Origin of the sequence: Ectothiorhodospira sp. BSL-9 (assembly GCF_001632845.1) — a bacterium.
GTDB lineage: Bacteria > Pseudomonadota > Gammaproteobacteria > Ectothiorhodospirales > Ectothiorhodospiraceae > Ectothiorhodospira.
The window spans coordinates 3,475,896-3,501,258 of the sequence record NZ_CP011994.1; the positions used below are offsets into that span (position 1 = coordinate 3,475,896).

A 25,363-nucleotide genomic window follows, 5' to 3' on the forward strand; every position below is an offset into this window, starting at 1 on the left:
AGACTCCGATGAAACCCGAGTGGAAGGACTTCCTGTTGCAGGCGGGTGCCGAGATGGACGACCAGCGCGTCTCGGACTTTGGCAACCCTGAGCGGGAAATGAGCGTGGCGATCACCGGCGACGTGATCTGTGACCTGTCTCATCACGGGCTGATCGGGGCCTATGGTGAAGAAACCGTTCAGTTCCTGCAGGGTCAGTTCAGCACCAATGTGCCGGATGTGGATGAGCATACCAGCCGCCTGGGTGCCTATTGCAGCCCCAAGGGTCGGATGCTGGCCAACTTCCGTCTGTTCAAGCGCGGTGAAACCTATTACCTGCGCCTGCCCCGGGAACAGGTGGAATCCACGCTCAAGCGTCTGTCCATGTTCATCCTGCGCGCCAAGGTCACGCTGGAGGATGCAGGCGACGCCCTGGTGCGTGTCGGAGTGTCCGGCCCGCATGCGGTGGACCAACTCCAGGCAGCGCTGGGCAAGGCCCCACCTGAGGCGGTGGATCAGGTCATTCACGAACGGGGGCTCACGGTGGTGCGGGTGCCAGGCCTGCATCCGCGCTTCGAGGTCTATGGCGAGCTGGATGCCATGATGCGACTGTGGCAGAACCTGAACGTGCGCTCGGCACCCGTGGGGTCCGACCGCTGGGGGCTGCTGGACGTCATGTCCGGGGTGCCGCATGTGTACCCGCAGACCGTTGAGGCATTCCTGCCTCAAATGGCAAACCTGCAGCTTCTGGGAGGTGTCAGCTTCAACAAGGGCTGTTTCCCGGGCCAGGAGGTGGTGGCCCGCACCCAGCACCTGGGCAAACTCAAGCGCCGCATGTACCGACTGCACCTGCCCGTCAACGAGGCCCCGCCGCCGGGAGCCACACTGTACGACGCCTCCGTGGACGCCACGCAACCGGTGGGACGTATCGTCGAGGCCTACCCCCACCCCGATGGCGGCGTTGAGGCCCTGGCGGTGTTACAGGTGGCCAGTGCCGAGGCGGGTGAACCCCGCCTGAGCTCCACCGACGGCCCCGTCGCCCAGGTCCAGCCACTGCCCTATTCGTTCGATCTGGCTGCGGCCACATGAGACCGGATCGGAGAAGACCGTGAGATTCCTGTTCTTTCTGTTCGTCGTCATCCTGCTGCTGCTGTGGGCGGCCTTCTACAGCCGCCCCAACAACCGCAAGGTCTCCAACGCGCTCTACGGCACGGCGGCTTTTCTGGCGGTGTTGTTCGTGGCGGGCTATCTACGATTCGTCTGAGGGGCTTTAACGCCCCTTCTTCTTCACGTGACGCATCATGCGCTTGCGCTTGTGCTGCTGGCGGGGCGTAAGGGTGTTGCGCTTGTCCTTGTACGGGTTTTCCCCCGTCCGGAATTCCATGCGGATGGGCGTGCCCACCAATTGCAGGTGCTGGCGGAAATAGTTGGTCAGGTAGCGTTTGTAGCTACCCGGAAGCTGATCCGTCTGATTGCCGTGAATGACGATAACCGGCGGATTGCGCCCGCCCTGGTGGGCGTAGCGCAGCTTGATGCGACGCCCCCGCACCAGCGGCGGTTGATGTTCGGAGATCGCCCTTTCCAGCAGCCGGGTCAGCAACGAGGTGCTCACGTCTGCACTGGCAGATTCGTGGGCACGTTGCACCGCCCCGAACAGATCCCCCACGCCGCTCCCGTGCAGGGCCGAAATGAAACGCCTCTCGGCAAAATCCAGAAACGGCAGCTTGAGCGACAGTTCCATTCGCACCTGGTCGCGGTCATCCGGTGTGAGACCATCCCATTTATTGATGGCCAGCACCAGGGAACGACCGGCCTCCATCACCATCCCCAACAGATGGGCATCCTGCTCGGCAATACCCTGACGGGCATCCAGCAGGAAGATCACCACATGCGCAGCCTCCACGGCCTGCAAGGTCTTGACGACGGAAAACTTCTCCACCGTCTCGTGCACCCGGGAGCGACGCCGCACACCGGCGGTGTCGATCAGCGTATACATCTGCTCGTCACGCTCGAAGGGTACGTAAACGCTATCCCGCGTGGTGCCTGGCACATCCGTGGCCAGTACCCGTTCCTCTCCCAGGATGCGATTGATCAGGGTGGACTTGCCGGCATTGGGACGACCGACAAAGGCGATGCGGATACCCGGCCAGCGCTCCTCGTCTTCGTCCCGGGCCTCCGCTTCCGGCAGCAGTTCCTTCACCCGATCCATCAGGCGGCTGACACCCCGGCCGTGGGCGGCTGCAATGGGCACCGGTGTGCCAAGGCCCAGAGAGAAGAAGTCGGTGGCGGCACTGTTGGCATCGATGCCATCGGTCTTGTTCAGCACCAGCAGCAACTGCTTGTTGAAGCCACGCAACTCCTCGGCAATGGTCTGATCGGCCGCGCTCAGGCCTTCCCGGCCGTCCACCAGGAACAGCACCACGTCGGCCTCCTGGATGGCCTGCAGGGTTTGCCGGGCCATGAGGGTGTCCAGGGTCTCGGCCTCGCCGCTCAGCCCCCCGGTATCCACCACCATGTAGCCGAATTCACCCACGCGGCCCACACCATACTGGCGATCCCGGGTCAGCCCCGGCATATCGGCCACCAGGGCATCCCGGGAACGGGTGAGTTGATTGAAGAGGGTGGATTTACCCACATTGGGACGCCCCACCAGGGCGATGACGGGTTTCATTTCATTCCTCCGATGGCAGGGTGAAGGCGCTCAGGCGCCCTCCCCGGCCCAGGGTATACATCACCCCATCGCGCACCTGGGGCACGCCCATGATGCCTTGGCGATCCCCCCGGGCACGCCCCACCAGGGCGCCATCCTCGGGAGAGATCCAGTGCAGATACCCCTCGTAATCCCCCACCACCACATATTGGTCCAGGATCACGGGCAGGGTGACATTGCGCAGGCGAAGCTGGTCCTGCTGCCACAAGGTGGCGCCATTGCGGCGATCCAGGGCCCACACATGACCTTCACTATCGGTCACGAAGAGCATTTGACCGGCCACCGACACGCCCCGATAGGAGGACAGGTCCCGTTGCCAAAGGACACGCCCATCGGACAGTGACAGCGCCATGACCTGGCCCTGGTAACCGGCGGCATAAAGCACGCCATCGGCCACGGCCAGTTCACCATCCACGTCAGCCATGCGCTCAAGCTCGGAGCGGCCACTGGGGGTGGATACGGTGGCCTCCCAGAGGACATTGCCCCGGCCCAGGCCGAACATCACCACCCGGCCATTATCAAAGCCGGCCGCCACGCGACCGGAAAGCATCAGCGGCGCCCCGGCGCCCCGCAGGCTCAGCGCGGGCGTGGTACGCCCCGCCGTCCAGCCGGTCTCGCCGGTGCGCGCGTCCAGGGCATGCAAGCGCCCATCGTTGGTACGAAAGACCAGGGCGCCCTGCTCCACCCGGGAAATGCCCTTGACCTCGCTGGTGAGGGTGCGCCGCCACAACTCCTCGCCGGTCTCAAGGCTCAGGGCAATGGCGTGCCCCTTGCCCGTGCCCACCATGATCCGCTCACCGCCACCGCTCACGCCGGCGGTAATGGACTCATTCAGGTCCACCCGCCAGAGGCGATCGCCGCCTTCCAGGGCATGGGCGCTCACGCGTCCACGGGCATCAACAGCCACCACGGATTCCGACCCCACAAAGGGGGACAATTGCAGATACTGTCCATCCGATCCGGCCCCGGTATTACTGGACCAGAGGCCTTGTGGCTCCACTTCTGGCTCGAAGTCCGGCAGGGGGGCTGGCGGCTCCGCCGTGTCGCGGGTCCATAGACCACAACCGGCAAGCAGCGAGGCAGCCAGCAGCACGACCAGGGTTTGTTTCCAGGCTTTCATCCGGACCATCTCAATGCTCACTGGGCACCTGTTGCATCGGCTTCACTCAAATCATCCCGCTTCATGCGCAGGTAATCGGCCACGCCCGCAGAGGCGAGGATGGCCCGATCATAGGCCGCCCTCGCCTCGCTGGTCTCACCCAGCCCCCGATAGGCATCGCCACGCAGTTCCTCCATGATCGCCAGAAAGCCTTCCGGGATATCCCCTTTCAGGGTATCCAGGGCGTCCTGATAGCGGCCGCCGGCGATGAGCACCCGTGCCAGTCGTGCGTGGGCCAGATGCTTCTGGTCCTCGTACCGGGTGCGATCAATCACCCAGCGCAGGTGCTCTTCGGCCCGCTCCAGATCATCCGCCTCGGCCGCCATGCGGGCCAGATCCAGGGCCGCCAGGGTGGCATAGGGCGTGCGCCGGAAGTCATCCATCAGGGTCTGGCCCTGCTCCACGGCCGCCTCGGAATTCATCCGCGCCAGGCCCTGCATGGACAGATAGATCTCCGAGGCCTGGATGGACTGGTTTTCCACATGGCCGGTCCACATCCGCCATCCCACGAGGCTGCCGATGCCCAGCATCAGGCCCAGGATGACCGCCGTGCCGTTCTCGCTCCACCATTTCTTGATGGCCTCAATGCGGTCCTCATCGGTGGGTAGTGCCATCAGTCATTCTCCATCGTTCTATGTTCAGCCGTGGTCAGATCCAGGATCCGGGCCAGATGGTGTGCCAGTTCGCCCATGGCCACGGTGTGCTGTTCGGTCTGCCCTTCCCGGAGCGGCTTGACAGTGACCTGGCCCTCGGCCAGTTCGGTCTCGCCCAGGATCAGGGCCAATCGGGCACCGCTGCGGTCTGCGCGGCGCATCTGGGCCTTGAAGCCCCCGCCGCCGCAGTTCACCTGCAGACGCAGCCCGGGGACTTGGTCACGCAATTGCTCGGACAGTTCAACCCCGGCCGAGCCCGTGCCTGCCCCGGCCAGCATCAGGTAGGCGTGAGGGACGGGGGCCAGCGGCAGGCCGTCATCGGCTTCCAGCAGACTGAGCAACCGCTCGATACCCATGGCAAAACCCGCTGCCGGGGTATGGCGCCCGCCCAGTTGTTCCACCAGGCCATCGTATCGGCCGCCGGCGCAGACGGTGCCCTGGGCACCCAGGGCATCGGTGATCCACTCGAACACGGTGCGGCAGTAATAATCCAGCCCTCTCACCAGTCGTGGGTTGATGGTGAAGTCCACCCCGGCGGCGCGCAGCAGGGCCTGCAACTGGTCGAAATGTTCCCGCGACTGATCATCCAGATGGTCCAGCAGGCTCGGCGCCCCCTGGATCATCTCCCGCATGTCGGGGTTCTTGCTGTCCAGGATGCGCAGCGGATTGGTCTCAAGGCGCTGGCGCGCATCGTCGTCGAGCACCTGGCCATGGGCCTTGAAGTAATCCACCAACTGGTGGCGATAGGCGGCGCGTGCCTCGCTGGAACCCAGGGTGTTGATCTCCAGGCGCACATTGCGAAGCCCGAGGCGCCGCCACAGGCGGGCGGTCAGGAGGATCAATTCGGCATCAATGTCCGGCCCTTCCATGCCAAAGGCTTCCACACCGATCTGGTGGAACTGGCGGTAGCGGCCCTTCTGAGGCCGCTCATGACGGAACATGGGGCCGGCATACCACAGGCGTTGCTGCTGGTTGTGCAGCAGGCCGTTTTCCACGCCCGCGCGCACGCAGCCGGCAGTGCCCTCGGGGCGCAGGGTCAGGCTGTCGCCATTGCGGTCCTCGAAAGTGTACATCTCCTTCTCGACGATGTCCGTCACCTCGCCGATGGACCGGGCGAAGAGGTCCGTCTGCTCGACGATGGGCATACGGATTTCCTGGTAGCCGTAGCCGCTCAAGGTTTCACGCACCTGAGCCTCGAACCACTGCCAGGCGCCTGTTTGTTCCGGCAGGATGTCGTGCATCCCGCGGATGGATTTGATCTGCCTACTCATTCACTGTCCGAAAACTGGATGGATCAAGAAACTGGGGGTGGATGGGGAATCAGGGGTTCCGGGTCTTCAGGAGTCACCTACGGTGAAGCGGGCGGTGTTGTCACCACGTACCCGGCCTTCAAGGTCCACGGGCTCGTGATTGTATTCCAGGCGGACACCCGGCGCGTTGCCCAGGAAGACCCGGATGGGCGTGGCACCCTCGATGCGGCGTTCACTGCCCTGGCGCATGAGGCCCACCAGCAGGCGCCCGCCATCGGCACCGGAGATCTCCACCCAGGAGTCTTCCTCGAAGCGCAATTCCAGCCGCCCCTGTCCGGCTGGCAGGTCCGGCGCTGCGCGCTCCTGCGCCTCGGACACTGGCTCCGGAGGCGCCGGTGCGGGTTCGGGCTCAGCGGGAACAGGCGCCTCCGGGGCTTGTGCGGAGGCACGCTGCTCCGGGGATTCGGATCGGGCATTGGCGGGCTGCGGCGGCGATTCCCGTAATGATGGCGCCGAGGCGATGGCCTCCGGCTCATCACCCGGCGCCTCCTGCACGCCCGATGGCGCGGAGGCCGTCGCATCCGCCGCTTCGCCTTCCTCCAGGGTATTCACATACCAGACCACTGCGGCGAGCACGCCCACCAGCACCAGACCCGCCAGGACGATCCAGATCGGCCCCACGGCCACCTGTCGAGCTGATGCCGGCGCGGTCTTCGGGCCGGCCTGAGCGTGACGTTCTGGCACCCCCTGGGCAGTCGAACGGGTCGCGCCCCGGGACTTCTCGGCAGACGCTTCAACGCCGCCACGAACGCTGCTCTCGTAGGCTTCCACCAGGGGTGCCGGATCGATCTCCAGCACCTTGGCCAGACCACGCAGATAGCCACGCACGAAGGGCGGCTCGGGGAGGGCATCGAAATGATCCTCCTCCAGTGCGGCCATGGTTCTGGGGTGGAGTTGCAGGCGGCCGCCCAGGTCGTCCCGGGTCATCCCGGCCGCCTCGCGGGCACGCCGCAGCAGTTCACCAGGGGTGACCTGTTCGTGTGGCTGTGACACGTTGGAGTTGTCCTGCATCTTATCGTCTGCCACGGGCTTCGCGTTCCAGCACTCTTTGGGTTTCTTCAGCATCCGGGAAATCGTTCTTCAGGCGCAGGGCGCAGCGTCCCGAGGCATCGCGATTGCCCAGCGCCAGTTCGGCACGATAACAGACCCAGAGGATCTCCGGCGTGGGATCCACCACTTCCATGAGTCGCTGCACGTAGGCACGTGCCTGCAGATGACGATCATTCTCGTCAGCCAGGCGCATCATCTCGTACAGGGCGCCGGCATGGTTGGGGTTCTGTTGCAGGGCACGCCGAAAATACTGCTCGGCCAGCTCCTCATCCGGGTATTTCAGGGCGCAGATGCCTGCATTGGTCCAGGCCACTTCCGGCGTGGAATACAGAGGGTCGTCAGCCGCCTTGGTGAAGGCCTCCTCAGCCTCTTCGAGGCGGTCCTGACGGCACAGAAAGGTGCCGTAGTTGTTGCGCGCCACGGCGTTGTCGGGCTCCAGTTCCAGGGCCCGGCGGAAATGCCGGTCGGCCAGTTCGGGTTCGCGCAGGCGCTCCTGCAGCAAGGCGTAGGCGGCGTGAACCTGGGCGGAACCCGGGTCCTGCTGCAGGGCCCGATCCAGGTTGGATTTGGCTTGCTGGAGCTGGTTCTGACGCATGTAGTGCAGGCCCAGTTCCACGTTCACGCCAGCGGCACGGCGCTGCTGGTCACGCACTTCCGGCGCCGTGGCGCACCCGGACAGTACCAGGGTCACCAGCAGGGCAATGGCCAGGATGGTGCGCGAGGCGATCATGGGGGTGTCACTCCCGAGGCATTCGGCATCCTGGCGTAGCGCAGGGTGCGCCGGGTGCGATCTTCCACCCGCCCCACCAACTGGCCACAGGCCGCATCGATGTCGTCCCCGCGGGGGCGACGGGTGATGGTGGTGTAGCCGGCCTGAATGAGGATATCCCGGAAGCGGCTCAGCGCTGCCTCGCTGGAGCGGCGGTAGCCAGCGTCGGGAAAGGGATTGAAGGGGATCAGGTTGATCTTGCAGGGCACGTCCCGCAGCAGACGCACCAGCTCACGGGCATGTCCGGGCGTGTCGTTCACGCCATCGATCATGACGTATTCCATGGTGATCCGACTGTGGTGACCGCCCTTGCCCACATAGCGGCGGCAGGCATCCATGAGGGGTCCCAGGGGATACTTGCGGTTGATGGGCACCAGTTCGTTGCGCAGGGCGTCGTTGGGGGCATGCAGGCTCAGCGCCAGGGCCACGTGCAGGGTCTCGTGCAGACGGTCCATGGCGGGGATGATGCCCGAGGTGCTCACGGTCACCCGGCGTCGACTCAGGCCGTAGGCGTTGTCTTCCAGCATGAGGGAGACGGCAGCCACGACGGGCTCGAAATTGAGCAGGGGCTCGCCCATTCCCATGAGCACCACATTGCTGACCACGCGGCTCTGCCCCTCTTCCGGCTGCAGCCGGCCGCGAGCCACCTGCAGCTGGCCGATGATCTCGGCGGAAGTGAGGTTGCGGTTGAAGCCCTGCCGGGCGGTGGAGCAGAAGCTGCAGTCCAGGGCGCAGCCCACCTGGGAGGACACGCAGAGGGTGCCACGGCCGTCCTCGGGGATGAACACGGTCTCGATGCAGTTACCGTCATCCAGGCGCAGCAGCCATTTGTAGGTGCCATCGGCGGCACACTGTTCCAGGACGATTTCGGGGGTGCGAATCTCGGCCTCGTCGGCCAGCCAGCCACGCACGGCCTTGGAGAGGTCGGTCATGGCGGCAAAATCGGTGCAGTCGCGCTGGTGGATCCACTTGAGCACTTGAACGGCGCGAAACGGCTTCTCACCCCGCTGGGCGAAGAAGTCGGTCAGTTCCTGCCGGGTCATGCCCAACAGATTCATTTTGGCCTTGTCGGTCATGGCTCGATCCACCGGCACTGGGCCGGGGTTGTGGTCAGGGGACGGGGCCCGCCCCCTGGGGCCTGCGGGCGCCCAGGGCACCCGTGGCCTTGACTGCTCGGATTCCGCGGTGTTTAGCGGATGCGCTTGCAGACTTCTTCAGGCTTGAAGAAGTAGGCGATTTCCTGCTTGGCGGTGTCGGCGCCGTCGGAGCCGTGCACGGCGTTTTCGTCGATGCTCACGGCAAAATCGGCGCGGATGGTGCCGGGTGCGGCTTCCTTCGGGTTGGTGGCACCCATCAGTTCGCGGTTCTTGGCGATGGCGTCTTCACCTTCCAGTGCCTGCACCATGACCGGACCGCTGATCATGAAGCTGACCAGGTCGTTGAAGAAGGGGCGATCCTTGTGCACGGCATAGAAGCCTTCGGCCTGTTCACGGCTGAGCTGCATCATGCGGGCGGCGACGACGGTCAGGCCGGCCTTTTCGAAGCGGCTGTAGATCTCGCCAATCACGTTCTTGGCAACGGCATCGGGCTTGATGATGGAAAGGGTTTGTTCAACGGCCATTCGGCAACTCCAGCGATGATATAGGAAACACGGAGACGGCGGGGGCCACGGGGGCCCTCGCCGGGAGAGATATGGAGGGGGGATATTACCCTGTGGCGAGGGGTTCAGACAATGCGGATCACGGGGGCTAATCCTCTTCTTCCATCCAGGCCAGTTGCACGGCTTCCAGGATGCGCTCACCGCAACGGGCGGGGTCGTCATCGAACTCGGGCAGGGCCATGATCCAGTTGCGCAGGTCCACGAAGTTGACGTGCCTGGGGTCCACGTCCGGGTGGGCATCCTGCAGGGCGATGGCGAGGTCCAGGGTGTCGGTCCATTTCAGCGACATGGCGGCGTTCCTCCCTTAGTGGTGTTCGGACACCTGATTGAGGGTGTATTTGGGGATTTCCACCACCAGGTCCTTGTCGGCCACCCGGGCCTGGCAGGACAGGCGGGAGTCGGGTTCCAGGCCCCAGGCCTTGTCCAGCAGGTCTTCCTCGTCCTCGGTGGGGTCTTCCAGGGAGTCCATGCCCTCGCGCACGTAAACGTGGCAGGTGGTGCAGGCACAGGACTTTTCGCAGGCGTGTTCGATCTCGATGCCATTGGCCAGGGCCACGTCGCAGATGCTGGCGCCGGCCTCGGCCTCGACGGATGCCCCTTCGGGGCAGATCTCTTCGTGGGGTAGGAAGATGATGTTGGGCATGTGGTGCTCGGCTCCGGGTGGTTTATTCGAATTCTTCGACGCGGTGGCCGGACATGGCCTTGCGCACGCTTTGATTCATGCGCTTGGCCACGAAGTCCTCACTGGCCTTCTCCAGGCCCTTGATGGCCCTGGCGATCGCCTCGTGGTCGTCGCCCTCGCGGGCGGTCACCAGTTGTTCGCGTGCTTCGCGGATGTCCTTGAGCTCTTCCTGGCTGAGCAGTTCGCTATCGGCCCCCAGGGCGGAGTCCAGGGCTTCCAGGACACGATCGGCCTCCACCTGCTGTTCGCGCAGGCGCCGAGCCAGCATATCTTCCTGGGCATGGCTGCGGGAGTCGGTGAGCATGGTCTCGATTTCGTTGTCGGTGAGCCCGTAGGAGGGCTTGACCTCAATGCTGGACCGCACGCCGCTGACCATTTCCCGGGCATCAACGCTGAGCAGGCCGTCGGCGTCCACCTGGTAGGTCACCCGCACACGAGCGGCCCCGGCCACCATAGCGGGGATACCGGAGAGGGTGAACCGGGCCAGGGAGCGGTTGTGGTCCACCAGGTCCCGCTCGCCCTGCACCACGTGCAGGGCCATGGCGTTCTGGCCGTCCTTGAAGGTGGTGAATTCCTGGGCACGGCTCACGGGGATGGTGGTGTTGCGGGGGATGATGTGTTCCACCAGACCGCCCATGGTTTCGATGCCCAGGGACAGGGGGATCACGTCCAGCAGCAGCATGTCATCACCCGGCTTGTTGCCGGCCAGGATATCCGCCTGCAGGGCGGCGCCCACGGCCACCACCTTGTCGGGGTCGATGTCCAGCCGCGGGGCACGACCGAAGAACTCCCCTACCCGCTCGCGCACCCGGGGCACCCGGGTGGAGCCGCCCACCATCACCACATCCAGAATCTCTTCGGGCTTGACCTTGGCATCGCGCATGGCGCGGCGACAGGCAGCCAGGGTCTTGTTGATGAGGGGGTCGATGAGGCAGTTCATCTGTTCGCAGGTGATGCAGCCGGACCAGTAGTCGGAATCCGACACCGCCACCTTGAGCCTGGCCTCGTCGCGCTCGGAGAGGGCCTCCTTGACCGCGCAGGCATCCATCATGAGCTGACGCATGCGGTGGTGGCCGGTATCGCCCTCGATGCCGGCCTCCTGCATCATCCAGCCGGCGATGGCCCTATCGAAATCATCGCCCCCCAGGGCACTGTCGCCACCGGTGGCCAGCACCTCGAACACCCCCTTGTTGAGACGCAGGATGGACACATCGAAGGTGCCGCCGCCCAGATCGAACACAGCGATCACGCCCTCCTGGCCCTTGTCGAGCCCATAGGCGATGGCGGCGGCGGTGGGCTCGTTGAGCAGGCGGTAAACGTTCAGGCCGGCCAGGCGGGCGGCATCCTTGGTGGCCTGACGCTGGGCATCGTCGAAATAGGCAGGCACGGTGATCACCGCCCCTTCCAGGTCGCCACCCAGAGAGGCCTCGGCCCGGGCGCGCAGTGCCTTGAGGATCTCGCCGGAGACTTCCACAGGGGTGACATCACCCTGGCGGGTGCGGATGCGCGGCACGCCGCCATCGCCGGGCACGAAATCGTAAGGAATGTGCCCGGCCACGGTCTTGAGGTCGCCCACGCCACGCCCCATCAGGCGCTTGACGGAGGAGAGGGTGTTCAGCGGGTCCAGGGCCGAGTAGCCACGGGCCTCCTGCCCCACCTGGGGCGGCCCCTGGTCGGGGTAATGCACCACCGAGGGCATGAGGTGGCGACCCTTTTCGTCGGGCAGTGTCTCGGCCACACCGTTGCGCACGGTGGCCACCAGGGAGTTTGTGGTTCCCAGGTCGATGCCCACCGCCAGTCGATGCTGGTGGGGGTCGGGAGACATGCCCGGTTCGGAAATCTGCAATAGCGCCATGGCGATAGAACCCGTGATTGGAATGCGTCGCGGCCCGGGACCAACGTGGGCTCAGCCCAGCAGTTGGTCTTCAAGCCGCTCGGAGATGCGCGCAACCTCTTCGCGCAGGCGGTCGAAAAAGCGGAGCTTCAGGACTTCCTGTCGGGCGGCCTCCAGGTCGTTGGCTTCAAAGGCGGCCTCGAAGGCGTCCAGCATCTGCGTGTAGCGGGTTTCGATGTCAGCGCTCAGGGCGTCCAGCGCCGCCAGAGGATCGGCCGCCTGATCCACCTCCTCAAGGGCCTCGCGCAGCTCCATCTGCTCCAGGAGAAATTGTGGGTCATGGGCGGATTCCTTTGCCTCGTCCACACCCGTGCCCTTGAGACTCAGCAGATAGCGGGCCCGCAGGCCGTCATCCTTGAGGGTGGCGTAGGCCTCGTTCACATGGGAGGCCCCCTGCACTGCCAGCCGACGGGCCTGGTCATCCGAGTGAGCAAAACGGTCCGGGTGCAGGGCAGACTGCAACTCGCGGTAGGCTGACATCAGGGCCTGCTGATCCACCCGAAACCGCTGGGGCAGACCAAACAGCTCGAAATAATTGCGACTGAAGTCCAGATCCACCTGTGCGCTCCTGTGACGCCCGTCAGACGCCAAAGCTCTCGCCACAACCGCAACGGGAAGACTCGTTGGGGTTGTTGAACTTGAAGCCTTCATTCAGGCCTTCCCGGGTGTAATCCAGCTCGGTGCCGTCCAGATAGACCAGGCTGCGCGGATTGACGATGAGCTTCACGCCCTTGTCTTCAAATACCGTATCGCCCTCTTCCAGTTCATCGGCAAACTCCATCACATAGGCCATGCCGGAGCATCCGGTGGTCTTCACGCCCAGACGCAGGCCCACACCCTTGCCGCGTTTTTCCATGAAGGTGCGCACCCGCTGGGCGGCGGTATCGGTCAACTGGATGGCCATGCCTGTTCTCCTTCGTTGCTTGATCAGTTCACGGATTTACGCGCTTTCTTGCGCGGCATCGGTGGTCTTGCCGCCCTTCTTGCGGAAATCGTCGATGGCGGCCTTGATGGCATCCTCGGCCAGCACCGAGCAGTGGATCTTCACTGGCGGCAGGGCCAGTTCCTCGGCGATCTGGGTGTTCTTGATGGAGCCCGCCTCTTCCAGGGTCTTGCCCTTCACCCACTCGGTGAGCAGGCTGGAGCTGGCAATGGCCGAGCCACAGCCGTAGGTCTTGAACTTGGCGTCCTCGATCACGCCCGCATCGTTCACCTTGATCTGTAGCTTCATCACGTCGCCGCAGGCGGGGGCCCCCACCATGCCGGTACCCACGGAGGTGTCGTTCTTGTCCATTGCCCCGACATTGCGGGGATTTTCGTAGTGATCGAGTACTTTGTCGCTATAGGCCATGTGTGCTTACCTCAATGTTCAGATCTGGCGGGAGATCAGTGGGCCACCCATTCCACGGATTTCAGGTCGATCCCCTCCTGGTGCATTTCCCACAGGGGAGACAGGTCGCGCAGTTTCTGCACTGCGGCCTTGACCAGGTCCACGGTGTAATCGACTTCCTCGGCGGTGGTGTAGCGGCCAATGGAAAAGCGGATGGAACTGTGGGCCAGTTCGTCATCACGCCCCAGGGCGCGCAGTACGTAGGAGGGTTCCAGGCTGGAACTGGTGCAGGCGGAACCGGAGGAGACGGCAATGTCCTTGAGGGCCATGATCAGGCTCTCACCCTCCACGAAGTTGAAGGACACGTTCAGGTTGCCTGCCACGCGGCGCTCCAGATCGCCATTGAGATAGACCTCCTCCATGGCGTTCAGGCCGGCCCACAGGCGATCTCGCAGCTGGAGGACATGGGCCGCTTCGGCGTCCATCTCCTCACCGGCGATGCGAAAGGCCTCGCCCATGCCCACGATCTGGTGGGTGGCCAGGGTACCGGAGCGCAGACCACGCTCATGGCCACCACCGTGCATCTGAGCCTCCAGACGCACCCGAGGCTTGCGGGACACGTACAGGGCACCCACGCCCTTGGGGCCATAGATCTTGTGGGCGGAAAAGCTTGCCAGGTCCACCGGCAGGGAGGAGAGGTTCAAAGGGATCTTGCCGGCGGACTGGGCGGCATCCACATGGAACACGATGCCCCGGGCACGAGTGAGATGGCCGATGGCCTCCAGATCCTGGATCACACCGATCTCGTTGTTCACATGCATCACGGACACCAGGATCGTGTCTTCCCGAAGGGCGGCTTCGAGCTTGCCAAGATCCAGCAGGCCGTTGGGTTCCGGATCCAGGTAGGTGACCTCGAAACCCTCGCGCTCCAGTTGCCGGCAGGGGTCGAGCACGGCCTTGTGTTCGGTCTTCAGGGTGACGATGTGGCGACCCTTCTTCTGGTAAAAGTGCGCCGCCCCCTTGATGGCCAGGTTGTCGGCCTCGGTGGCGCCGCTGGTCCAGATGATTTCCCGGGGATCGGCACCCACCAGGGCGGCCACCTGCTCACGGGCCGTCTCAACGGCCTTCTCTGCCGTCCAGCCGAAGCTGTGGGAACGGGAGGCGGGGTTACCATAGCAACCGGAGCGGGTCATGAACCCGACCATCTTTTCGGCCACGCGCTCATCCACCGGCGTGGTGGCCGAGTAATCCAGATAGATGGGTAGTTGGATATTGCTCACTGCTCTCTCCTCACAAACGATCCCATAGGTGGCTGGGAACCAGCCCTATTCCACCGATTCCGACGCGGCGCTCACCGGAGCAGCCGACGCGCGGGGCATGCTCACGGGCTGGCCACCCATGGCCTTGTCCTGGCGTGCGGCCACTTCCTGCACACCGTTGCGTTTCATCACATCACCCAGGGTGATGTTGGCGAGAAAATCATAGATCTGACTGCTCAGGTCGGACCACAGGTCGTGGGTGAGGCAGCGCTCGTTGTTCTGGCAGTCCACCGTGCCGCCACAACGGGTGGTGTCCACCTTTTCGTCCACCGCCGAGATCACATCGGCAATGGCCAGTTCACTGGGCGGGCGGCTCAGGGTGTAGCCCCCGCCAGGGCCCCGGGTGCTGAGCACCAGGCCGCGCTTGCGCAGTCGAGCGAACAGTTGTTCCAGGTACGACAGTGAGATACCCTGTCGACCGGAGATATCCGCAAGGGATATCGGCCCCTGGTCATTGTGTAACGCCAGGTCCAGCATGGCGGTGACGGCGTAGCGCCCCTTGGTTGTCAGTCTCATTACCCTCTCTCCCGTATGATCCGTCCGGGTATAGTAGCTATACCCTATCTTTTTAGTCAAGTATTATTCCGTCGATCCAGCACGCTGGTTTCCGCATGGTCATCTTCGGTATCCAGCGCCAGACCGCCCAGCTCGCCGGGTTCGATCTCGCGGATATGGGAATCGTCCACATCACCCCCGATCTCCTTGAGGGCATGACTGGTCTCGTCCAGACGGTGATCCAGGGTGTGCAGGTGATCGAGAATGCGGTTGATGGCCACGGCCACCGGATCGGGCATGTCATCGGTCATGCCGTAGGCGTCGAACCCCATTTTCTGAGCCATGACCTCGCGGCGTTTCTGGTCGTCGGAGCGGGGGGTAATGATGCGACCGGGAATGCCCACCACGGTGGCGCCGGGCGGGATCTTCTTGAGCACCACGGCATTGGAGCCGATGCGGGCCCCCTCGCCTATCCGGATGGGTCCGAGGATCTTGGCGCCGGCCCCCACCACCACATTGTCTTCCAGCTTCGGGTGACGCTTGCCCTTGTGCCAGGTGGTGCCACCCAGGGTGACACCATGATACAGCGTGCAGTCGTCGCCGATCTCGGCGGTCTCGCCAATGACAACACCCATGCCATGGTCGATGAAGAAGCGCCGACCGATGGTGGCACCCGGGTGGATCTCCACACCGGTTAGCCAGCGCCCGAAATAGGCCAGAAAGCGGGCCGGCCAGCGCACACCGTGACTCCAGAGGCAATGGCTCACCCGATGGATCAGCAGGGCGTGCACACCCGGGTAGGTGGTGAGCACCTCAAAGGTGTTACGCGCCGCCGGGTCGCGTTCAAAGACGCAGCGGACATCCTCTCGCAGACGCTGAAGCATAGGCTCCCTGGTACCCGAGTTCCTCAGTGTGGAAAGCGCATTGTACTACTTCACGGGAAAGGGATCGAAACCGGTTGAACGGCGGGCCCCTGGCCGATCAAGGCCCCGGGTCCTTGCGGCCCTTGGCCGTATGGGCAAGGATGCCACGCAGGATATTCACCTCGTTGATGGTGAGGCGAACGCGACCAAACAGACGGCGCAAGCGACGCATCAGATGTCGAGGGTTGTCCGGATCCAGGAAGTCCAGCACCCGCAGGGTGTCCTCCAGGTGGGCGTAGAAGCGCTCCACGTCCTCGTGGGGCGCCGGCAATTCCCCGCCCGACTCTGCCGGAGTCTGGGCGGCCTGGCCTTCCAGGGCGGTCATGCGTAGCTCATAGCTGAGCACCTGGGCCGCTGCCGCCAGATTCAGGGAACTGTATTCCGGATTGGCGGGGATGTTCACCAGGGCATGACAGCGGTCCAGCTCCTCGTTGGTCAGGCCGGTGCGCTCGCGACCAAACAGCAATGCCACGGGGCCTGATCCGGCCGCGGTGAGCAGTTCGGCGGCCGCCTGCCTGGGTTCGTACTGGGGCCACCGCAGGGTGCGCTGCCGGGCGCTGGTGCCCAGCACCAGCTGACAACCCACCAACGCCGCATCCAGGTCCTCATGCACCTGGGCCCTGGCCAGCAGATCATCCGCCCCGGAGGCCCGGGCAGTGGCCTCGGCACTGGGGTAGCCCTGGGGGTTTACCAGATGCAGATCACTCAGCCCCATGTTCTTCATGGCCCGGGCCACCCCGCCCACGTTACCCGGGTGGGTGGTGTTCACCAGGACGATGCGCACGGCATTCAGGATGTTTGTGTCTTGGGTTGCTTCAATTGTCATCGCGGGTTGTGTATGGTTCGCCATCTTCCCGTACCCTTCGCGGATACGACGTCGTTTCCTTCAAAATCAGTCGGACACCCTCGCCATGCATCCGTTTTTAAACACCGCCATCAAGGCCGCCCGTGCCGCGGGCCAGGTCATCGCCCGCAGTGCCAACCGGGTGGACAGCCTGCAGATCCAGGACAAGCAGCCTAACGATTTTGTCACGGAAGTGGATCGCAACGCCGAGCGGGAGATCATCCGCGTGATCCAGCGTGCCTACCCGGACCACGGCATCATGGCCGAGGAGAGCGGCGAGCATGATATTAACCGGGAGTTCGTCTGGGTGATCGACCCCCTGGACGGTACCACGAATTTCATCCATGGCATCCCCCAGCTCGCCGTTTCCATTGCCCTGAAGCAGCGCGGACGCCTGGAGCAGGCAGTGGTGTACGACCCCATCAAGGAAGAGTTGTTCGTGGCCACCCGGGGTGCCGGCGCCTTCCTGAACAATCGTCGCATCCGGGTGACCCAGCACAAGGACCTCAACGGCACCCTGCTGGGCACCGGCATCCCCTTCCGTCAGGATCAGGACCTGGACTATTACCTGCGCACCCTCAAGGCCCTGCTGCCCGGCACCGCCGGCGTGCGCCGCCCCGGCTCCGCCGCCCTGGACCTGGCCTATGTGGCCTGCGGGCGTCTGGACGGTTTCTGGGAGATCGGTCTGAATGAATGGGACATGGCCGCCGGCGTGCTGCTGATCCAGGAAGCTGGCGGCCTGGTGGGCGACCTGCGCGGCGGCCCGGAGTACCTCACGACCGGCAACGTGGTAGCTGCCGGCCCGAAGGTGTTCAAGGCCATGCTGCAGCGGTTGCATCCGGTGGTGAACCGGGAGGGGTGAGTGGCGCTTGGGGACGGATCCAGCAACGAAGGGGGACGGATTTAAATCCGTCCCCCTTCGTTGGAGCGAGCCTTACGGCTGCTCGTCCAGCTCCTCCCCTTCCTTCTTCACCGGCAGCATCACCGTGCGATCCACACCCAGCACCAGCGCCAGAGCGGCGGCCACGTAGATGGACGAATAGGTCCCCACCAGCACACCGATGATCAAGGCCAGGGCGAAGTTCTGAATGACCGCCCCACCCAGCAGGAAGAGGCAGAACAGCACCAGCAACGTGGTGAAACTGGTGATGATGGTCCGCGACAGGATCTGGTTCACGGACTTGTTCATGACCTTCTCCACGGCGTCCTTGCGCAGTCGCCGGAAGTTTTCCCGGATACGGTCATACACCACGATGGTGTCGTTGAGGGAATACCCGATGACCGCCAGGATGGCCGCCAGCACCGACAGGTCAAACTCCAGCCAGAACAATGAGAAGATCCCCAGCGTGATGGTCACATCGTGCACCAGTGCCGCCACGGACCCCAGGGAGAACCGCCACTCAAAGCGCAGGGCCACGTAGATCAGGATGCCGAACAGGGCATAGAGCATGGCCAGGCCACCCTGCTCGCGCAACTCGTCGCCCACCTGGGGCCCGACGAACTCCACTCGACGCAGATCCACGCCCTCAGGCCCACCACTGCGCAGAACCTGCAGCACCTCCTCCGAGAGCTCCGCACTGGCCTCCCCTTCCCGGGGCGCCAGACGGATCAGCACATCCCGGGAAGTGCCGAAGTTCTGCACCGTGGCCCGTTCAAACCCTCCGGCCTCCAGCTGGTCGCGGATCTCCTCCAGCTCCACGGCATCCGGGTAGCCCACCTCGATGAGGGTACCGCCGGTGAAATCAATCCCGAAGTTCAGCCCGCGAAAGGCCAGCAGCAGGATGGAGCCCACCAGCAGGATGACCGAAATGGTCAGGGCGATGCGCCGCTGACCCAGGAAGTCGATATTGGCGTTGGCGAAATTGAGCTTCATGGGCTTGTCGCCTTCAGATGGACAGCGTCTTGAGGCGACGCTGACGACCATAGGTCAGATTGATGATGGCGCGGGTCACCAGCAGGGCCGTGAACATGGACACCAGGATGCCGATGGACAGGGTGATGGCGAAGCCCTTGATGGGGCCGGTGCCAAACATGAACAGCACCAGCGCCGCGATCAGCGTCGTGATATTGGCGTCCGCAATGGTGGAAAGTGCCCGCGCATAGCCCGCCTGTATGGAGGCCTGTGGTGAATTGCCGTTCCTGATTTCTTCACGTATTCGTTCGAAGATCAGGACGTTGGCGTCCACGGCCATGCCCACGGTGAGCACGATACCGGCAATCCCTGGCAAGGTAAGCGTGGCCTGCAACATGGACAGTATCGCCACGATCAGGACCAGATTCAGGGTGAGCGCCACGTTGGCCACCAGGCCAAATGCCCGGTAGTAAAGCGCCATGAAGACCAGCACCAGCGCAAAGCCGATGATCACCGAGTTGAAACCCCGCTCGATGTTGTCCTGCCCCAGGCTGGGCCCGACGGTACGTTCCTCGACAATGCTCATGGGCGCGGCCAGGGCGCCGGCGCGCAGCAGCAGGGCCAGATTGCGGGCTTCGCGGGTGCTGTCCAGACCCGTGATCTGGAAGCGGCGACCCAACTGGTCCTGGATGCGAGCCACGTTGATGACCTCTTCCGAGCGGGTGGTCTGACGGACCATTTCGCCGTCTTCCTCCACCGTCTCGGTGGTGGTCTCGATGAAGACCACGCCCATGAGGCGGCCGATGTTCTCGCCGGTCACCCGACTGAAGATGCGTGCGCCCTGGCCGTCCAGGTTGATGAATACCGCCGCACCGCCGGTGTCCTGAGCGATGCCGGAACTGGCATCGTTGATAAAATCACCGGTGAGCATCACCCGGCGCTGCAGCAGCACCGGATTGCCGTCACGTTCGTAATAGAGCCGTGAGTTGGCCGGTACGCGACCGGTCTCCTCGGCCTCATACGGGTCATTCGATTCATCCACGAGACGGAACTCCAGGGTAGCCGTGGCCCCCAGGATTTCCTTGGCCCGGGCGGTGTCCTGCACGCCGGGCAGCTGGACCACGATACGGTCCTCGCCCTGCTGCTGAATCACCGGCTCGGCCACGCCCAGCTCATCCACCCGGTTACGCAGGGTGGTGATGTTCTGCTGCAGGGCCAGGCGCCGCTGGGCGTCCAGCTGGTCGCTGCTGATGGTGGCCGTGAGGATATGCACATCACCGGAGCGACGCGTGCTGAAATCCAGGTCGCCGCGATACTCCCGCCGCAGCAGGTCACGGGCCTCGTCCCGACTGGCCTGATCCTCGAAACGCACCTCCACGGTGCTGCCATCCCGCTCCACGGCCAGATAGCGAATGCGCTCGTCACGCAGCACGGTGCGGAACTCGCTGGTATAGCGCTCGGCCACATTGTCGCCAACGGCGTCCATGTCCACTTCCATGAGGAAGTGGACGCCCCCGCGCAGGTCCAGCCCCAGGGACATGGGCCGGGCGTTGATGGCCCGCAGCCAGTTGGGTGTGGCGGGGGCCAGGTTCAGTCCCACGGAGTGCTGATCAGAGAGCACGTTACGCAGGATGTCTGCGGCGCGCATCTGATCATCGGTGGAATCGAACCGCAGCATCATCTGGCTGCCGTCGAACTCCTCGGCCTTGATGTCGACACCACGCCCTTCCAGGATCGCACGGATCTGCCCACGGGTGTCCTCATCCACTTCGTCCGTGACGGAGTGGGCGATCTGCACCACCGGATCCTCCGGGAACAGGTTGGGCAGCGAATAGACCAGGCCCACCAGGATCACGACGACGATGAGCAGGTACTTCCAGGAAGGATAAGCGTTCATGACAAGACCAGCGTTGGGAGATCGACGTGGAGGATCAGATGTCCTTCATCGTGCCTTTTGGCAGAACGGTGGCCACCGACTGGCGCTGAACATTCACCGTGTTGCCCTCGGACACCTCCACCTTGATGAAGTTGTCGGTCACCTGGGTGATCTTGCCCACCAGGCCGCCCTGGGTGACGATCTCGTCGCCCTTGTTCAGGCCGTCCACCATCGCCTTGTGTTCCTTGGCGCGCTTGCTTTGCGGGCGGATGATCAGGAAGTACATGATCGCAAAGAAAATAACGATCATGATCAGGAATTCGATGAAACCGCCTCCGGCGGCCTGGCCCTGCTGGGCATACGCGTCGGAAATGAGGAAGTTCATGCGTGGGACTCCTTAGCAGTTGACAGATCGACAGGGTTTGGGCCCTTGAAAGCCCGGCATTATGGCATAGACCGTAGGGTTTGCGCGCGCCGCGAATAGAACTCGGTCACCCATTCCTGCAGCTGCCCCCGGGCGATGGCCTCGCGCATCTCCCGCATCAGGGTCTGGTAGAAGTACAGGTTGTGGATGGTGGCCAGGCGACTGGCCAGCATCTCGTTGCACTTGTCCAGATGCTTGAGATAGGCACGGGAGTAGTTCCGGCAGGTGTAGCAGTCGCAATGGGGGTCGATGGGCCCGGTGTCATCCCGAAAACGGGCATTGCGAATACGCATCACGCCCTCGCGGGTGTACAGGAAACCGTTGCGGGCATTGCGGGTAGGGATCACGCAATCGAACATGTCCACCCCGCGCCGCACCGCCTCGACGATGTCCTCGGGCCGCCCCACGCCCATGAGATAGCGGGGCCGCTGCACCGGCATGTGTGGCATCAGACCATCCAGCACCCGGTGACGTTCCTCTTCCGTCTCGCCCACGGACAGGCCACCGATGGCATAGCCGTCGAAACCGATCTCCATCAGGCCTTCCAGGGAGCGGCGGCGCAATCCGTCGTACATGCCGCCCTGAACGATCCCGAACAGGGCCGATGGGTTATCGCCGTGGGCCTGACGGGAGCGAGCCGCCCAGCGCAGGGAGAGCTCCATGGATTCCCGTGCCTGATCCTCGGTGGCCGGGTGCGGCGTGCACTCATCGAAGATCATGACAATGTCCGAGCCCAGCGCCCGCTGAACCTCCATGGACCGCTCAGGGGTGAGCAGGATGGGGGAGCCGTCCACCGGGGAGCGGAAACGCACGCCTTCCTCGGTGATCTTGCGCAGTTCCGCCAGGGAAAACACCTGAAAGCCGCCCGAATCCGTCAGGATCGGGCGTTCCCAGTGCATGAAATCGTGCAGATCCCCATGGGCCTGGATCACATCCGTGCCGGGTCTGAGCATGAGATGGAAGGTGTTGCCCAGGATGATCTCTGCCCCCAGGCCCTCCAACTCCTCGGGGGTCATGGCCTTCACGGTGCCGTAGGTGCCCACGGGCATGAAGGCCGGCGTTTCCACCGTGCCGCGATCAAAGCGAAGCTGCCCGCGGCGCGCGGCGCCATCCTGGCCGAATAACTCAAACTGCATCGTGCTGGGCCCCGTGTTGGGCAGTGATGAACATGGCATCCCCGTAACTGAAGAACCGGTACTGCTGACGTACCGCATGTTGATAGGCGGCCAGCACCGCCGCCTGGCCGCCGAAGGCACAGACCAGCATCAGCAGCGTGGACTGGGGCAGATGGAAATTGGTGACCATGGCATCCACGGCCCGGTATTCAAAGCCGGGGGTAATGAACAAGCGCGTGTCGCCTCCGAAGGGAATCAGCTCGCCACCTGCTGCGGCGGTCTCCAGGCAACGCACGCTGGTGGTACCCACCGCCACCACACGCCCGCCCCGGGCCCGGCAGCGGGCCACCTGATCGCAGGTCGCCTGGGTGACCCGCACCCATTCCGCGTGCATCACATGATCCTGGGTATCGGCCACTCGCACCGGCTGAAAGGTGCCGGCCCCCACATGCAGGGTCACCGAGGCGGTTTCCACACCCCGGGCGCGGATGGCTTCCAATAGCGCCTCATCGAAATGCAGCCCGGCCGTGGGGGCGGCCACGGCGCCTGGCTCCCGGGCGAACACGGTCTGGTAGCGCTGGCGGTCTTCCTGTGTATCTTCCCGCGTTATATAGGGAGGCAGGGGCATGTGCCCGTGCTGTTCAAGTTGATCCAGCACCGGGCCGTCGAAGGCGAGCCTGAACAGGTCTCCGTCCCGACCTTCCACGGTGGCCTCCACCACACCCTCCAGACACAGCCGCGTGCCCACCCCGGGGGACTTGCTGGCCCGCACATGGGCCAGCGCTGTCTGGCGGCCGGTGATGCGCTCCACCAGGACCTCCACCTGACCGCCGGTTTCAATCTTGCGGCCCTTGAGGCGAGCGGGGATGACGCGGGTGTTGTTGAACACCAGCAGGTCATCGGGGGACAACAGTTCGGGAAGATCACGAATCTGCCGGTCGGTCACCTGCCCGGTGGGCCCATCCAGGCACAGCAAACGGGCCCCGCCGCGATCGGGCAACGGGGTCTGGGCAATGAGTTCCTGGGGGAGGAAAAAGTCGAAGTCGCTGACCTGCATGGCGCGCGATGGTAGCAGGATTGGGGCCAGGGGGCGACCACACCAAATCCACCCACAAGGGCTATCCTTGCCCCAAGATTATCACTATAATGCCGGATTGGATTCAGCCGGGATGGCGGAACTGGTAGACGCGCCGGACTCAAAATCCGGTTCTGGCAACAGAGTGCGAGTTCGATTCTCGCTCCCGGCACCAAACGAATCCAGCCCAAGCGGCACACCGTGGAATAGGCGGGTCTTCGAGCGGACCTGAGCACAGTGACGGTCCACCGCTTCGAGATCCGGGGGCCCAGTGCATTACAGGCACGTGTTCGTGATCAGTGCCCCTCCCTTCCTACTCTTCCACAGGTCATCACATTGAATCAGGAACATCTTACCCCAGCCGCATTTGCGGCGCTGGGCTTGCCCGCACCCATCCTTAAATCCCTCGACGAGAGCGGCTACGAAGAGCCGACGCCGATCCAGGCCCAGAGCATCCCCGTACTGCTCTCCGGTCAGGATCTGCTGGGCCAGGCGCAGACCGGTACCGGCAAGACGGCAGCCTTTGCCCTGCCGCTGCTGGCCAAGCTGAACCCCAACATCCAGTACCCTCAGATCCTGGTGCTGGCCCCCACCCGGGAACTGGCCATCCAGGTGGCAGAGGCCTTCGAGACCTACGCCCGGCACCTGCCCGACTTCCACGTGCTGCCCATCTATGGCGGGCAGTCCTACACCGTGCAGCTGCGCCAACTCAAGCGCGGCGCCCAGGTGATCGTGGGCACGCCAGGTCGTGTGATGGATCACATGCGCCGGGGCACCCTGAAACTCGACAACCTCACGGCCCTGGTGCTGGACGAGGCCGACGAGATGCTGCGCATGGGTTTCATCGACGATGTGGAATGGGTGCTGGAACAGACCCCGGCCACCTGTCAGCTGGCCCTGTTCTCCGCCACCATGCCCGACGTGATCCGCAAGGTGGCCCGCAAGCACCTGAAATCTCCTCAGGAAGTGCGTATCGCCTCCACCACCAGCACGGCGTCCACCATCCGCCAGCGCTACTGGCGGGTCAGTGGCCTGCACAAGCTGGACGCCCTCACGCGCCTGCTGGAGCATGAAGACTTTGACGCCATGCTGGTGTTCGTGCGCACCAAGACCGAAACGGTGGAGCTGGCCGAGAAGCTGGCTGCCCGCGGCCATGCCTGCGAAGCCCTGAACGGCGACATCCCGCAGAACCTGCGCGAGCGGGTGGTGGAACGCCTCAAGCGCGGCCAGCTGGACATCGTCGTGGCCACTGATGTGGTCGCGCGGGGTCTGGACGTGGAGCGCATCAGCCATGTGGTCAACTACGACATCCCCCATGACACGGAATCCTACGTGCACCGCATCGGTCGCACGGGCCGCGCCGGTCGCCCGGGTGAGGCCATCCTGTTTGTGGCACCCCGCGAACAGCGCATGCTGCAGGCCATCGAGCGGGCCACGCGCCAGCCGATCGAGGCCATGCACATGCCCACCACCCGGGACGTGAACGAGCGTCGCGTGGAACGCTTCCGCCAGCAGATCGCCGACACCCTGGGCGGCCAGGACCTGGAGTTCTTCCAGAACCTGGTGGCCGAGTACGTGAAGGAAAACGATGCCGACCCCATGAACGTGGCAGCTGCCCTGGCCCATATGGCCCAGGGTGATACCCCGCTGCTGCTGGATGAGAGCCGGGAAATGGCCCCGCCCGCACCGGAACGAGGCCCCCGCAAGGGCCGCGAGCGGAGCATGGACGGTGGACAGCGTCCGCCCAAGCGCAAGCGCGAAGGTGGCGGCAGTCGTGGACAGGCAGCAGTGGATGAGGGCATGCAGCGCTTCCTGGTGGACGTTGGCCATCAACACGGCCTCAAGCCAGGTAACCTGGTGGGTGCCATCGCCAATGAGGGCGGGCTGGACAATTCCCACATCGGCAAGATCGACATCAGTGAAGACCACGCCACGGTGGATCTGCCTGCGCAGATGCCCCCGGCGCTGCTGAATCATCTGAAGAAGGTCTGGGTCTGTGGTCAGAAACTGGGGCTGCGCCCCATCAATGATGCCTCCCCGGACCGTGGTGCACCTCGCCGCTTCAACACGCCTCGCAAGGCAGGTCCACGTCGGCAAGCCCGGCGGTCCTGATCCATCGGGCCTGATGCCCTGATGAACCCTTCTCCCCCTGAGGGAGAAGGGAGTGTTTGTGGCTGAACCTGAGTTTTAAAGGGCCGCTCACCATCGGTGAGCGGCCCTTTTTCGTGGGTGCTCCATACGACAC

Annotated in this window: 27 protein-coding genes and 1 tRNA gene; 5 read left to right on the forward strand and 23 right to left on the reverse strand. The window is 64.1% G+C overall.

All coding sequences use genetic code 11. The features are described 5' to 3' along the window. The first annotated feature begins 8 nt into the window (after window positions 1–8). Both ECTOBSL9_RS15900 and ECTOBSL9_RS17180 read left to right on the forward strand, forming a co-directional pair. Window positions 9–1,067 carry a folate-binding protein YgfZ gene (locus ECTOBSL9_RS15900; RefSeq protein WP_063465876.1) on the forward strand — a complete coding sequence of 353 codons (1,059 nt, stop codon included), beginning with the start codon at window positions 9–11 and terminating at the stop codon, window positions 1,065–1,067. Window positions 1,068–1,086: 19 nt separating this feature from the next. Beyond that, the gene (locus ECTOBSL9_RS17180; RefSeq protein WP_168161583.1) at window positions 1,087–1,242 is read left to right on the forward strand and encodes a hypothetical protein; all 156 of its coding nucleotides are present in this window, start codon (window positions 1,087–1,089) and stop codon (window positions 1,240–1,242) included. A gap of 6 nt (window positions 1,243–1,248) precedes the next feature. Here the strand turns inward: ECTOBSL9_RS17180 and der are convergent, their stop codons facing one another. The 18 genes from der to trmJ form a co-directional block, all read right to left on the reverse strand. Then, the gene (der, locus tag ECTOBSL9_RS15905; RefSeq protein WP_063465877.1) at window positions 1,249–2,649 is read right to left on the reverse strand and encodes a ribosome biogenesis GTPase Der; all 1,401 of its coding nucleotides are present in this window, start codon (window positions 2,647–2,649) and stop codon (window positions 1,249–1,251) included. A 1-nt stretch (window position 2,650) separates the two neighbouring features. Then, a complete protein-coding gene (gene bamB / locus ECTOBSL9_RS15910; protein WP_371258989.1) occupies window positions 2,651–3,808 on the reverse strand; it encodes an outer membrane protein assembly factor BamB in 1,158 nt (385 codons plus the stop codon). A gap of 17 nt (window positions 3,809–3,825) precedes the next feature. Then, complete coding sequence (locus ECTOBSL9_RS15915; RefSeq protein WP_063465878.1) at window positions 3,826–4,461, reverse strand: tetratricopeptide repeat protein; 636 nt, start codon at window positions 4,459–4,461, stop codon at window positions 3,826–3,828. Beyond that, the gene (gene hisS / locus ECTOBSL9_RS15920) at window positions 4,461–5,771 is read right to left on the reverse strand and encodes a histidine--tRNA ligase (RefSeq protein WP_063465879.1); all 1,311 of its coding nucleotides are present in this window, start codon (window positions 5,769–5,771) and stop codon (window positions 4,461–4,463) included. Before hisS ends, ECTOBSL9_RS15915 begins: the two co-directional genes overlap by 1 nt. Window positions 5,772–5,837: 66 nt before the next feature. Continuing rightward, complete coding sequence (locus ECTOBSL9_RS15925) at window positions 5,838–6,803, reverse strand: helix-turn-helix domain-containing protein (protein WP_168161584.1); 966 nt, start codon at window positions 6,801–6,803, stop codon at window positions 5,838–5,840. Between the two features lie 19 nt (window positions 6,804–6,822). Beyond that, entirely contained in the window at window positions 6,823–7,590 is a 768-nt protein-coding gene (pilW, locus tag ECTOBSL9_RS15930) for a type IV pilus biogenesis/stability protein PilW (RefSeq protein ID WP_063465881.1), read from the reverse strand. Continuing rightward, on the reverse strand, window positions 7,587–8,705 hold the full coding sequence (gene rlmN, locus ECTOBSL9_RS15935) for a 23S rRNA (adenine(2503)-C(2))-methyltransferase RlmN (RefSeq protein WP_063465882.1): 1,119 nt from the start codon (window positions 8,703–8,705) through the stop codon (window positions 7,587–7,589). The genes pilW and rlmN overlap by 4 nt, the downstream gene beginning before the upstream one ends. Before the next feature lie 113 nt (window positions 8,706–8,818). Further along, window positions 8,819–9,250 carry a nucleoside-diphosphate kinase gene (ndk, locus tag ECTOBSL9_RS15940; protein ID WP_063465883.1) on the reverse strand — a complete coding sequence of 144 codons (432 nt, stop codon included), beginning with the start codon at window positions 9,248–9,250 and terminating at the stop codon, window positions 8,819–8,821. Between the two features lie 127 nt (window positions 9,251–9,377). Continuing rightward, the gene (gene iscX, locus ECTOBSL9_RS15945; RefSeq protein ID WP_063466254.1) at window positions 9,378–9,572 is read right to left on the reverse strand and encodes a Fe-S cluster assembly protein IscX; all 195 of its coding nucleotides are present in this window, start codon (window positions 9,570–9,572) and stop codon (window positions 9,378–9,380) included. A 21-nt stretch (window positions 9,573–9,593) separates the two neighbouring features. Next, window positions 9,594–9,932 carry an ISC system 2Fe-2S type ferredoxin gene (gene fdx, locus ECTOBSL9_RS15950; protein WP_063465884.1) on the reverse strand — a complete coding sequence of 113 codons (339 nt, stop codon included), beginning with the start codon at window positions 9,930–9,932 and terminating at the stop codon, window positions 9,594–9,596. Window positions 9,933–9,954: 22 nt separating this feature from the next. Then, window positions 9,955–11,826 (reverse strand): Fe-S protein assembly chaperone HscA, encoded by a 1,872-nt coding sequence (gene hscA / locus ECTOBSL9_RS15955; RefSeq protein ID WP_063465885.1) that lies wholly within the window; start codon window positions 11,824–11,826, stop codon window positions 9,955–9,957. Window positions 11,827–11,877: 51 nt separating this feature from the next. Then, entirely contained in the window at window positions 11,878–12,423 is a 546-nt protein-coding gene (gene hscB, locus ECTOBSL9_RS15960; protein ID WP_063465886.1) for a Fe-S protein assembly co-chaperone HscB, read from the reverse strand. A 22-nt stretch (window positions 12,424–12,445) separates the two neighbouring features. Next, window positions 12,446–12,769 (reverse strand): iron-sulfur cluster assembly protein IscA, encoded by a 324-nt coding sequence (gene iscA / locus ECTOBSL9_RS15965; RefSeq protein WP_063465887.1) that lies wholly within the window; start codon window positions 12,767–12,769, stop codon window positions 12,446–12,448. Window positions 12,770–12,805: 36 nt separating this feature from the next. After that, entirely contained in the window at window positions 12,806–13,216 is a 411-nt protein-coding gene (gene iscU, locus ECTOBSL9_RS15970) for a Fe-S cluster assembly scaffold IscU (RefSeq protein ID WP_063465888.1), read from the reverse strand. A gap of 35 nt (window positions 13,217–13,251) precedes the next feature. Continuing rightward, window positions 13,252–14,475, reverse strand: coding sequence for an IscS subfamily cysteine desulfurase (locus ECTOBSL9_RS15975; protein ID WP_063465889.1), 1,224 nt, complete (start codon window positions 14,473–14,475; stop codon window positions 13,252–13,254). A gap of 45 nt (window positions 14,476–14,520) precedes the next feature. Further along, window positions 14,521–15,030: a Fe-S cluster assembly transcription factor gene (locus tag ECTOBSL9_RS15980; RefSeq protein ID WP_025282035.1), complete on the reverse strand. Its 510-nt coding sequence runs from the start codon at window positions 15,028–15,030 to the stop codon at window positions 14,521–14,523. Window positions 15,031–15,086: 56 nt separating this feature from the next. Further along, a complete protein-coding gene (cysE, locus tag ECTOBSL9_RS15985; RefSeq protein WP_063465890.1) occupies window positions 15,087–15,893 on the reverse strand; it encodes a serine O-acetyltransferase in 807 nt (268 codons plus the stop codon). 97 nt (window positions 15,894–15,990) lie between these two features. After that, window positions 15,991–16,758 (reverse strand): tRNA (cytosine(32)/uridine(32)-2'-O)-methyltransferase TrmJ, encoded by a 768-nt coding sequence (gene trmJ, locus ECTOBSL9_RS15990; protein ID WP_082830010.1) that lies wholly within the window; start codon window positions 16,756–16,758, stop codon window positions 15,991–15,993. Window positions 16,759–16,843: 85 nt separating this feature from the next. Between trmJ and ECTOBSL9_RS15995 the strand changes: the two genes are divergently transcribed. Next, window positions 16,844–17,638 carry an inositol monophosphatase family protein gene (locus ECTOBSL9_RS15995; protein WP_063465891.1) on the forward strand — a complete coding sequence of 265 codons (795 nt, stop codon included), beginning with the start codon at window positions 16,844–16,846 and terminating at the stop codon, window positions 17,636–17,638. Window positions 17,639–17,710: 72 nt separating this feature from the next. Here ECTOBSL9_RS15995 and secF read toward each other — a convergent pair whose 3' ends face one another. Genes secF through queA form a run of 5 tightly spaced genes read right to left on the reverse strand, consistent with a single transcriptional unit; the run spans window position 17,711 to window position 23,100 of the window. After that, the gene (secF, locus tag ECTOBSL9_RS16000; RefSeq protein WP_063465892.1) at window positions 17,711–18,649 is read right to left on the reverse strand and encodes a protein translocase subunit SecF; all 939 of its coding nucleotides are present in this window, start codon (window positions 18,647–18,649) and stop codon (window positions 17,711–17,713) included. 13 nt (window positions 18,650–18,662) lie between these two features. Continuing rightward, on the reverse strand, window positions 18,663–20,525 hold the full coding sequence (gene secD, locus ECTOBSL9_RS16005; RefSeq protein ID WP_063465893.1) for a protein translocase subunit SecD: 1,863 nt from the start codon (window positions 20,523–20,525) through the stop codon (window positions 18,663–18,665). A gap of 34 nt (window positions 20,526–20,559) precedes the next feature. Then, a complete protein-coding gene (yajC, locus tag ECTOBSL9_RS16010; protein ID WP_025282041.1) occupies window positions 20,560–20,889 on the reverse strand; it encodes a preprotein translocase subunit YajC in 330 nt (109 codons plus the stop codon). Window positions 20,890–20,948: 59 nt separating this feature from the next. Continuing rightward, a complete protein-coding gene (gene tgt / locus ECTOBSL9_RS16015; protein ID WP_063465894.1) occupies window positions 20,949–22,064 on the reverse strand; it encodes a tRNA guanosine(34) transglycosylase Tgt in 1,116 nt (371 codons plus the stop codon). After that, a complete protein-coding gene (gene queA, locus ECTOBSL9_RS16020; RefSeq protein WP_063465895.1) occupies window positions 22,054–23,100 on the reverse strand; it encodes a tRNA preQ1(34) S-adenosylmethionine ribosyltransferase-isomerase QueA in 1,047 nt (348 codons plus the stop codon). The genes tgt and queA overlap by 11 nt, the downstream gene beginning before the upstream one ends. 106 nt (window positions 23,101–23,206) lie before the next feature. Between queA and ECTOBSL9_RS16025 the strand changes: the two genes are divergently transcribed. Then, a tRNA-Leu gene (locus tag ECTOBSL9_RS16025) sits at window positions 23,207–23,293 on the forward strand. Window positions 23,294–23,454: 161 nt separating this feature from the next. Next, window positions 23,455–25,230, forward strand: coding sequence for a DEAD/DEAH box helicase (locus tag ECTOBSL9_RS16030; RefSeq protein WP_063465896.1), 1,776 nt, complete (start codon window positions 23,455–23,457; stop codon window positions 25,228–25,230). The last annotated feature ends 133 nt before the right edge of the window (window positions 25,231–25,363 follow it).

What these genes read in the sequence shown, in the direction of transcription:
- ECTOBSL9_RS15915 (WP_063465878.1), bottom strand. Translation starts at nt 4,461, where the DNA reads ATGGCACTACCCACCGATGAGGACCGCATTGAGGCCATCAAGAAATGG.
- ECTOBSL9_RS15995 (WP_063465891.1), top strand. Translation starts at nt 16,844, where the DNA reads ATGCATCCGTTTTTAAACACCGCCATCAAGGCCGCCCGTGCCGCGGGC.
- secD (WP_063465893.1), bottom strand. Translation starts at nt 20,525, where the DNA reads ATGAACGCTTATCCTTCCTGGAAGTACCTGCTCATCGTCGTCGTGATC.
- der (WP_063465877.1), bottom strand. Translation starts at nt 2,649, where the DNA reads ATGAAACCCGTCATCGCCCTGGTGGGGCGTCCCAATGTGGGTAAATCC.
- ECTOBSL9_RS15980 (WP_025282035.1), bottom strand. Translation starts at nt 15,030, where the DNA reads ATGAGACTGACAACCAAGGGGCGCTACGCCGTCACCGCCATGCTGGAC.
- iscU (WP_063465888.1), bottom strand. Translation starts at nt 13,216, where the DNA reads ATGGCCTATAGCGACAAAGTACTCGATCACTACGAAAATCCCCGCAAT.
- cysE (WP_063465890.1), bottom strand. Translation starts at nt 15,893, where the DNA reads ATGCTTCAGCGTCTGCGAGAGGATGTCCGCTGCGTCTTTGAACGCGAC.
- secF (WP_063465892.1), bottom strand. Translation starts at nt 18,649, where the DNA reads ATGAAGCTCAATTTCGCCAACGCCAATATCGACTTCCTGGGTCAGCGG.
- pilW (WP_063465881.1), bottom strand. Translation starts at nt 7,590, where the DNA reads ATGATCGCCTCGCGCACCATCCTGGCCATTGCCCTGCTGGTGACCCTG.
- queA (WP_063465895.1), bottom strand. Translation starts at nt 23,100, where the DNA reads ATGCAGGTCAGCGACTTCGACTTTTTCCTCCCCCAGGAACTCATTGCC.
- trmJ (WP_082830010.1), bottom strand. Translation starts at nt 16,758, where the DNA reads ATGACAATTGAAGCAACCCAAGACACAAACATCCTGAATGCCGTGCGC.
- ndk (WP_063465883.1), bottom strand. Translation starts at nt 9,250, where the DNA reads ATGGCCGTTGAACAAACCCTTTCCATCATCAAGCCCGATGCCGTTGCC.
- iscA (WP_063465887.1), bottom strand. Translation starts at nt 12,769, where the DNA reads ATGGCCATCCAGTTGACCGATACCGCCGCCCAGCGGGTGCGCACCTTC.
- hscA (WP_063465885.1), bottom strand. Translation starts at nt 11,826, where the DNA reads ATGGCGCTATTGCAGATTTCCGAACCGGGCATGTCTCCCGACCCCCAC.
- rlmN (WP_063465882.1), bottom strand. Translation starts at nt 8,705, where the DNA reads ATGACCGACAAGGCCAAAATGAATCTGTTGGGCATGACCCGGCAGGAA.
- bamB (WP_371258989.1), bottom strand. Translation starts at nt 3,808, where the DNA reads ATGAAAGCCTGGAAACAAACCCTGGTCGTGCTGCTGGCTGCCTCGCTG.
- ECTOBSL9_RS15900 (WP_063465876.1), top strand. Translation starts at nt 9, where the DNA reads ATGAAACCCGAGTGGAAGGACTTCCTGTTGCAGGCGGGTGCCGAGATG.
- hisS (WP_063465879.1), bottom strand. Translation starts at nt 5,771, where the DNA reads ATGAGTAGGCAGATCAAATCCATCCGCGGGATGCACGACATCCTGCCG.
- yajC (WP_025282041.1), bottom strand. Translation starts at nt 20,889, where the DNA reads ATGAACTTCCTCATTTCCGACGCGTATGCCCAGCAGGGCCAGGCCGCC.
- fdx (WP_063465884.1), bottom strand. Translation starts at nt 9,932, where the DNA reads ATGCCCAACATCATCTTCCTACCCCACGAAGAGATCTGCCCCGAAGGG.
- tgt (WP_063465894.1), bottom strand. Translation starts at nt 22,064, where the DNA reads ATGCAGTTTGAGTTATTCGGCCAGGATGGCGCCGCGCGCCGCGGGCAG.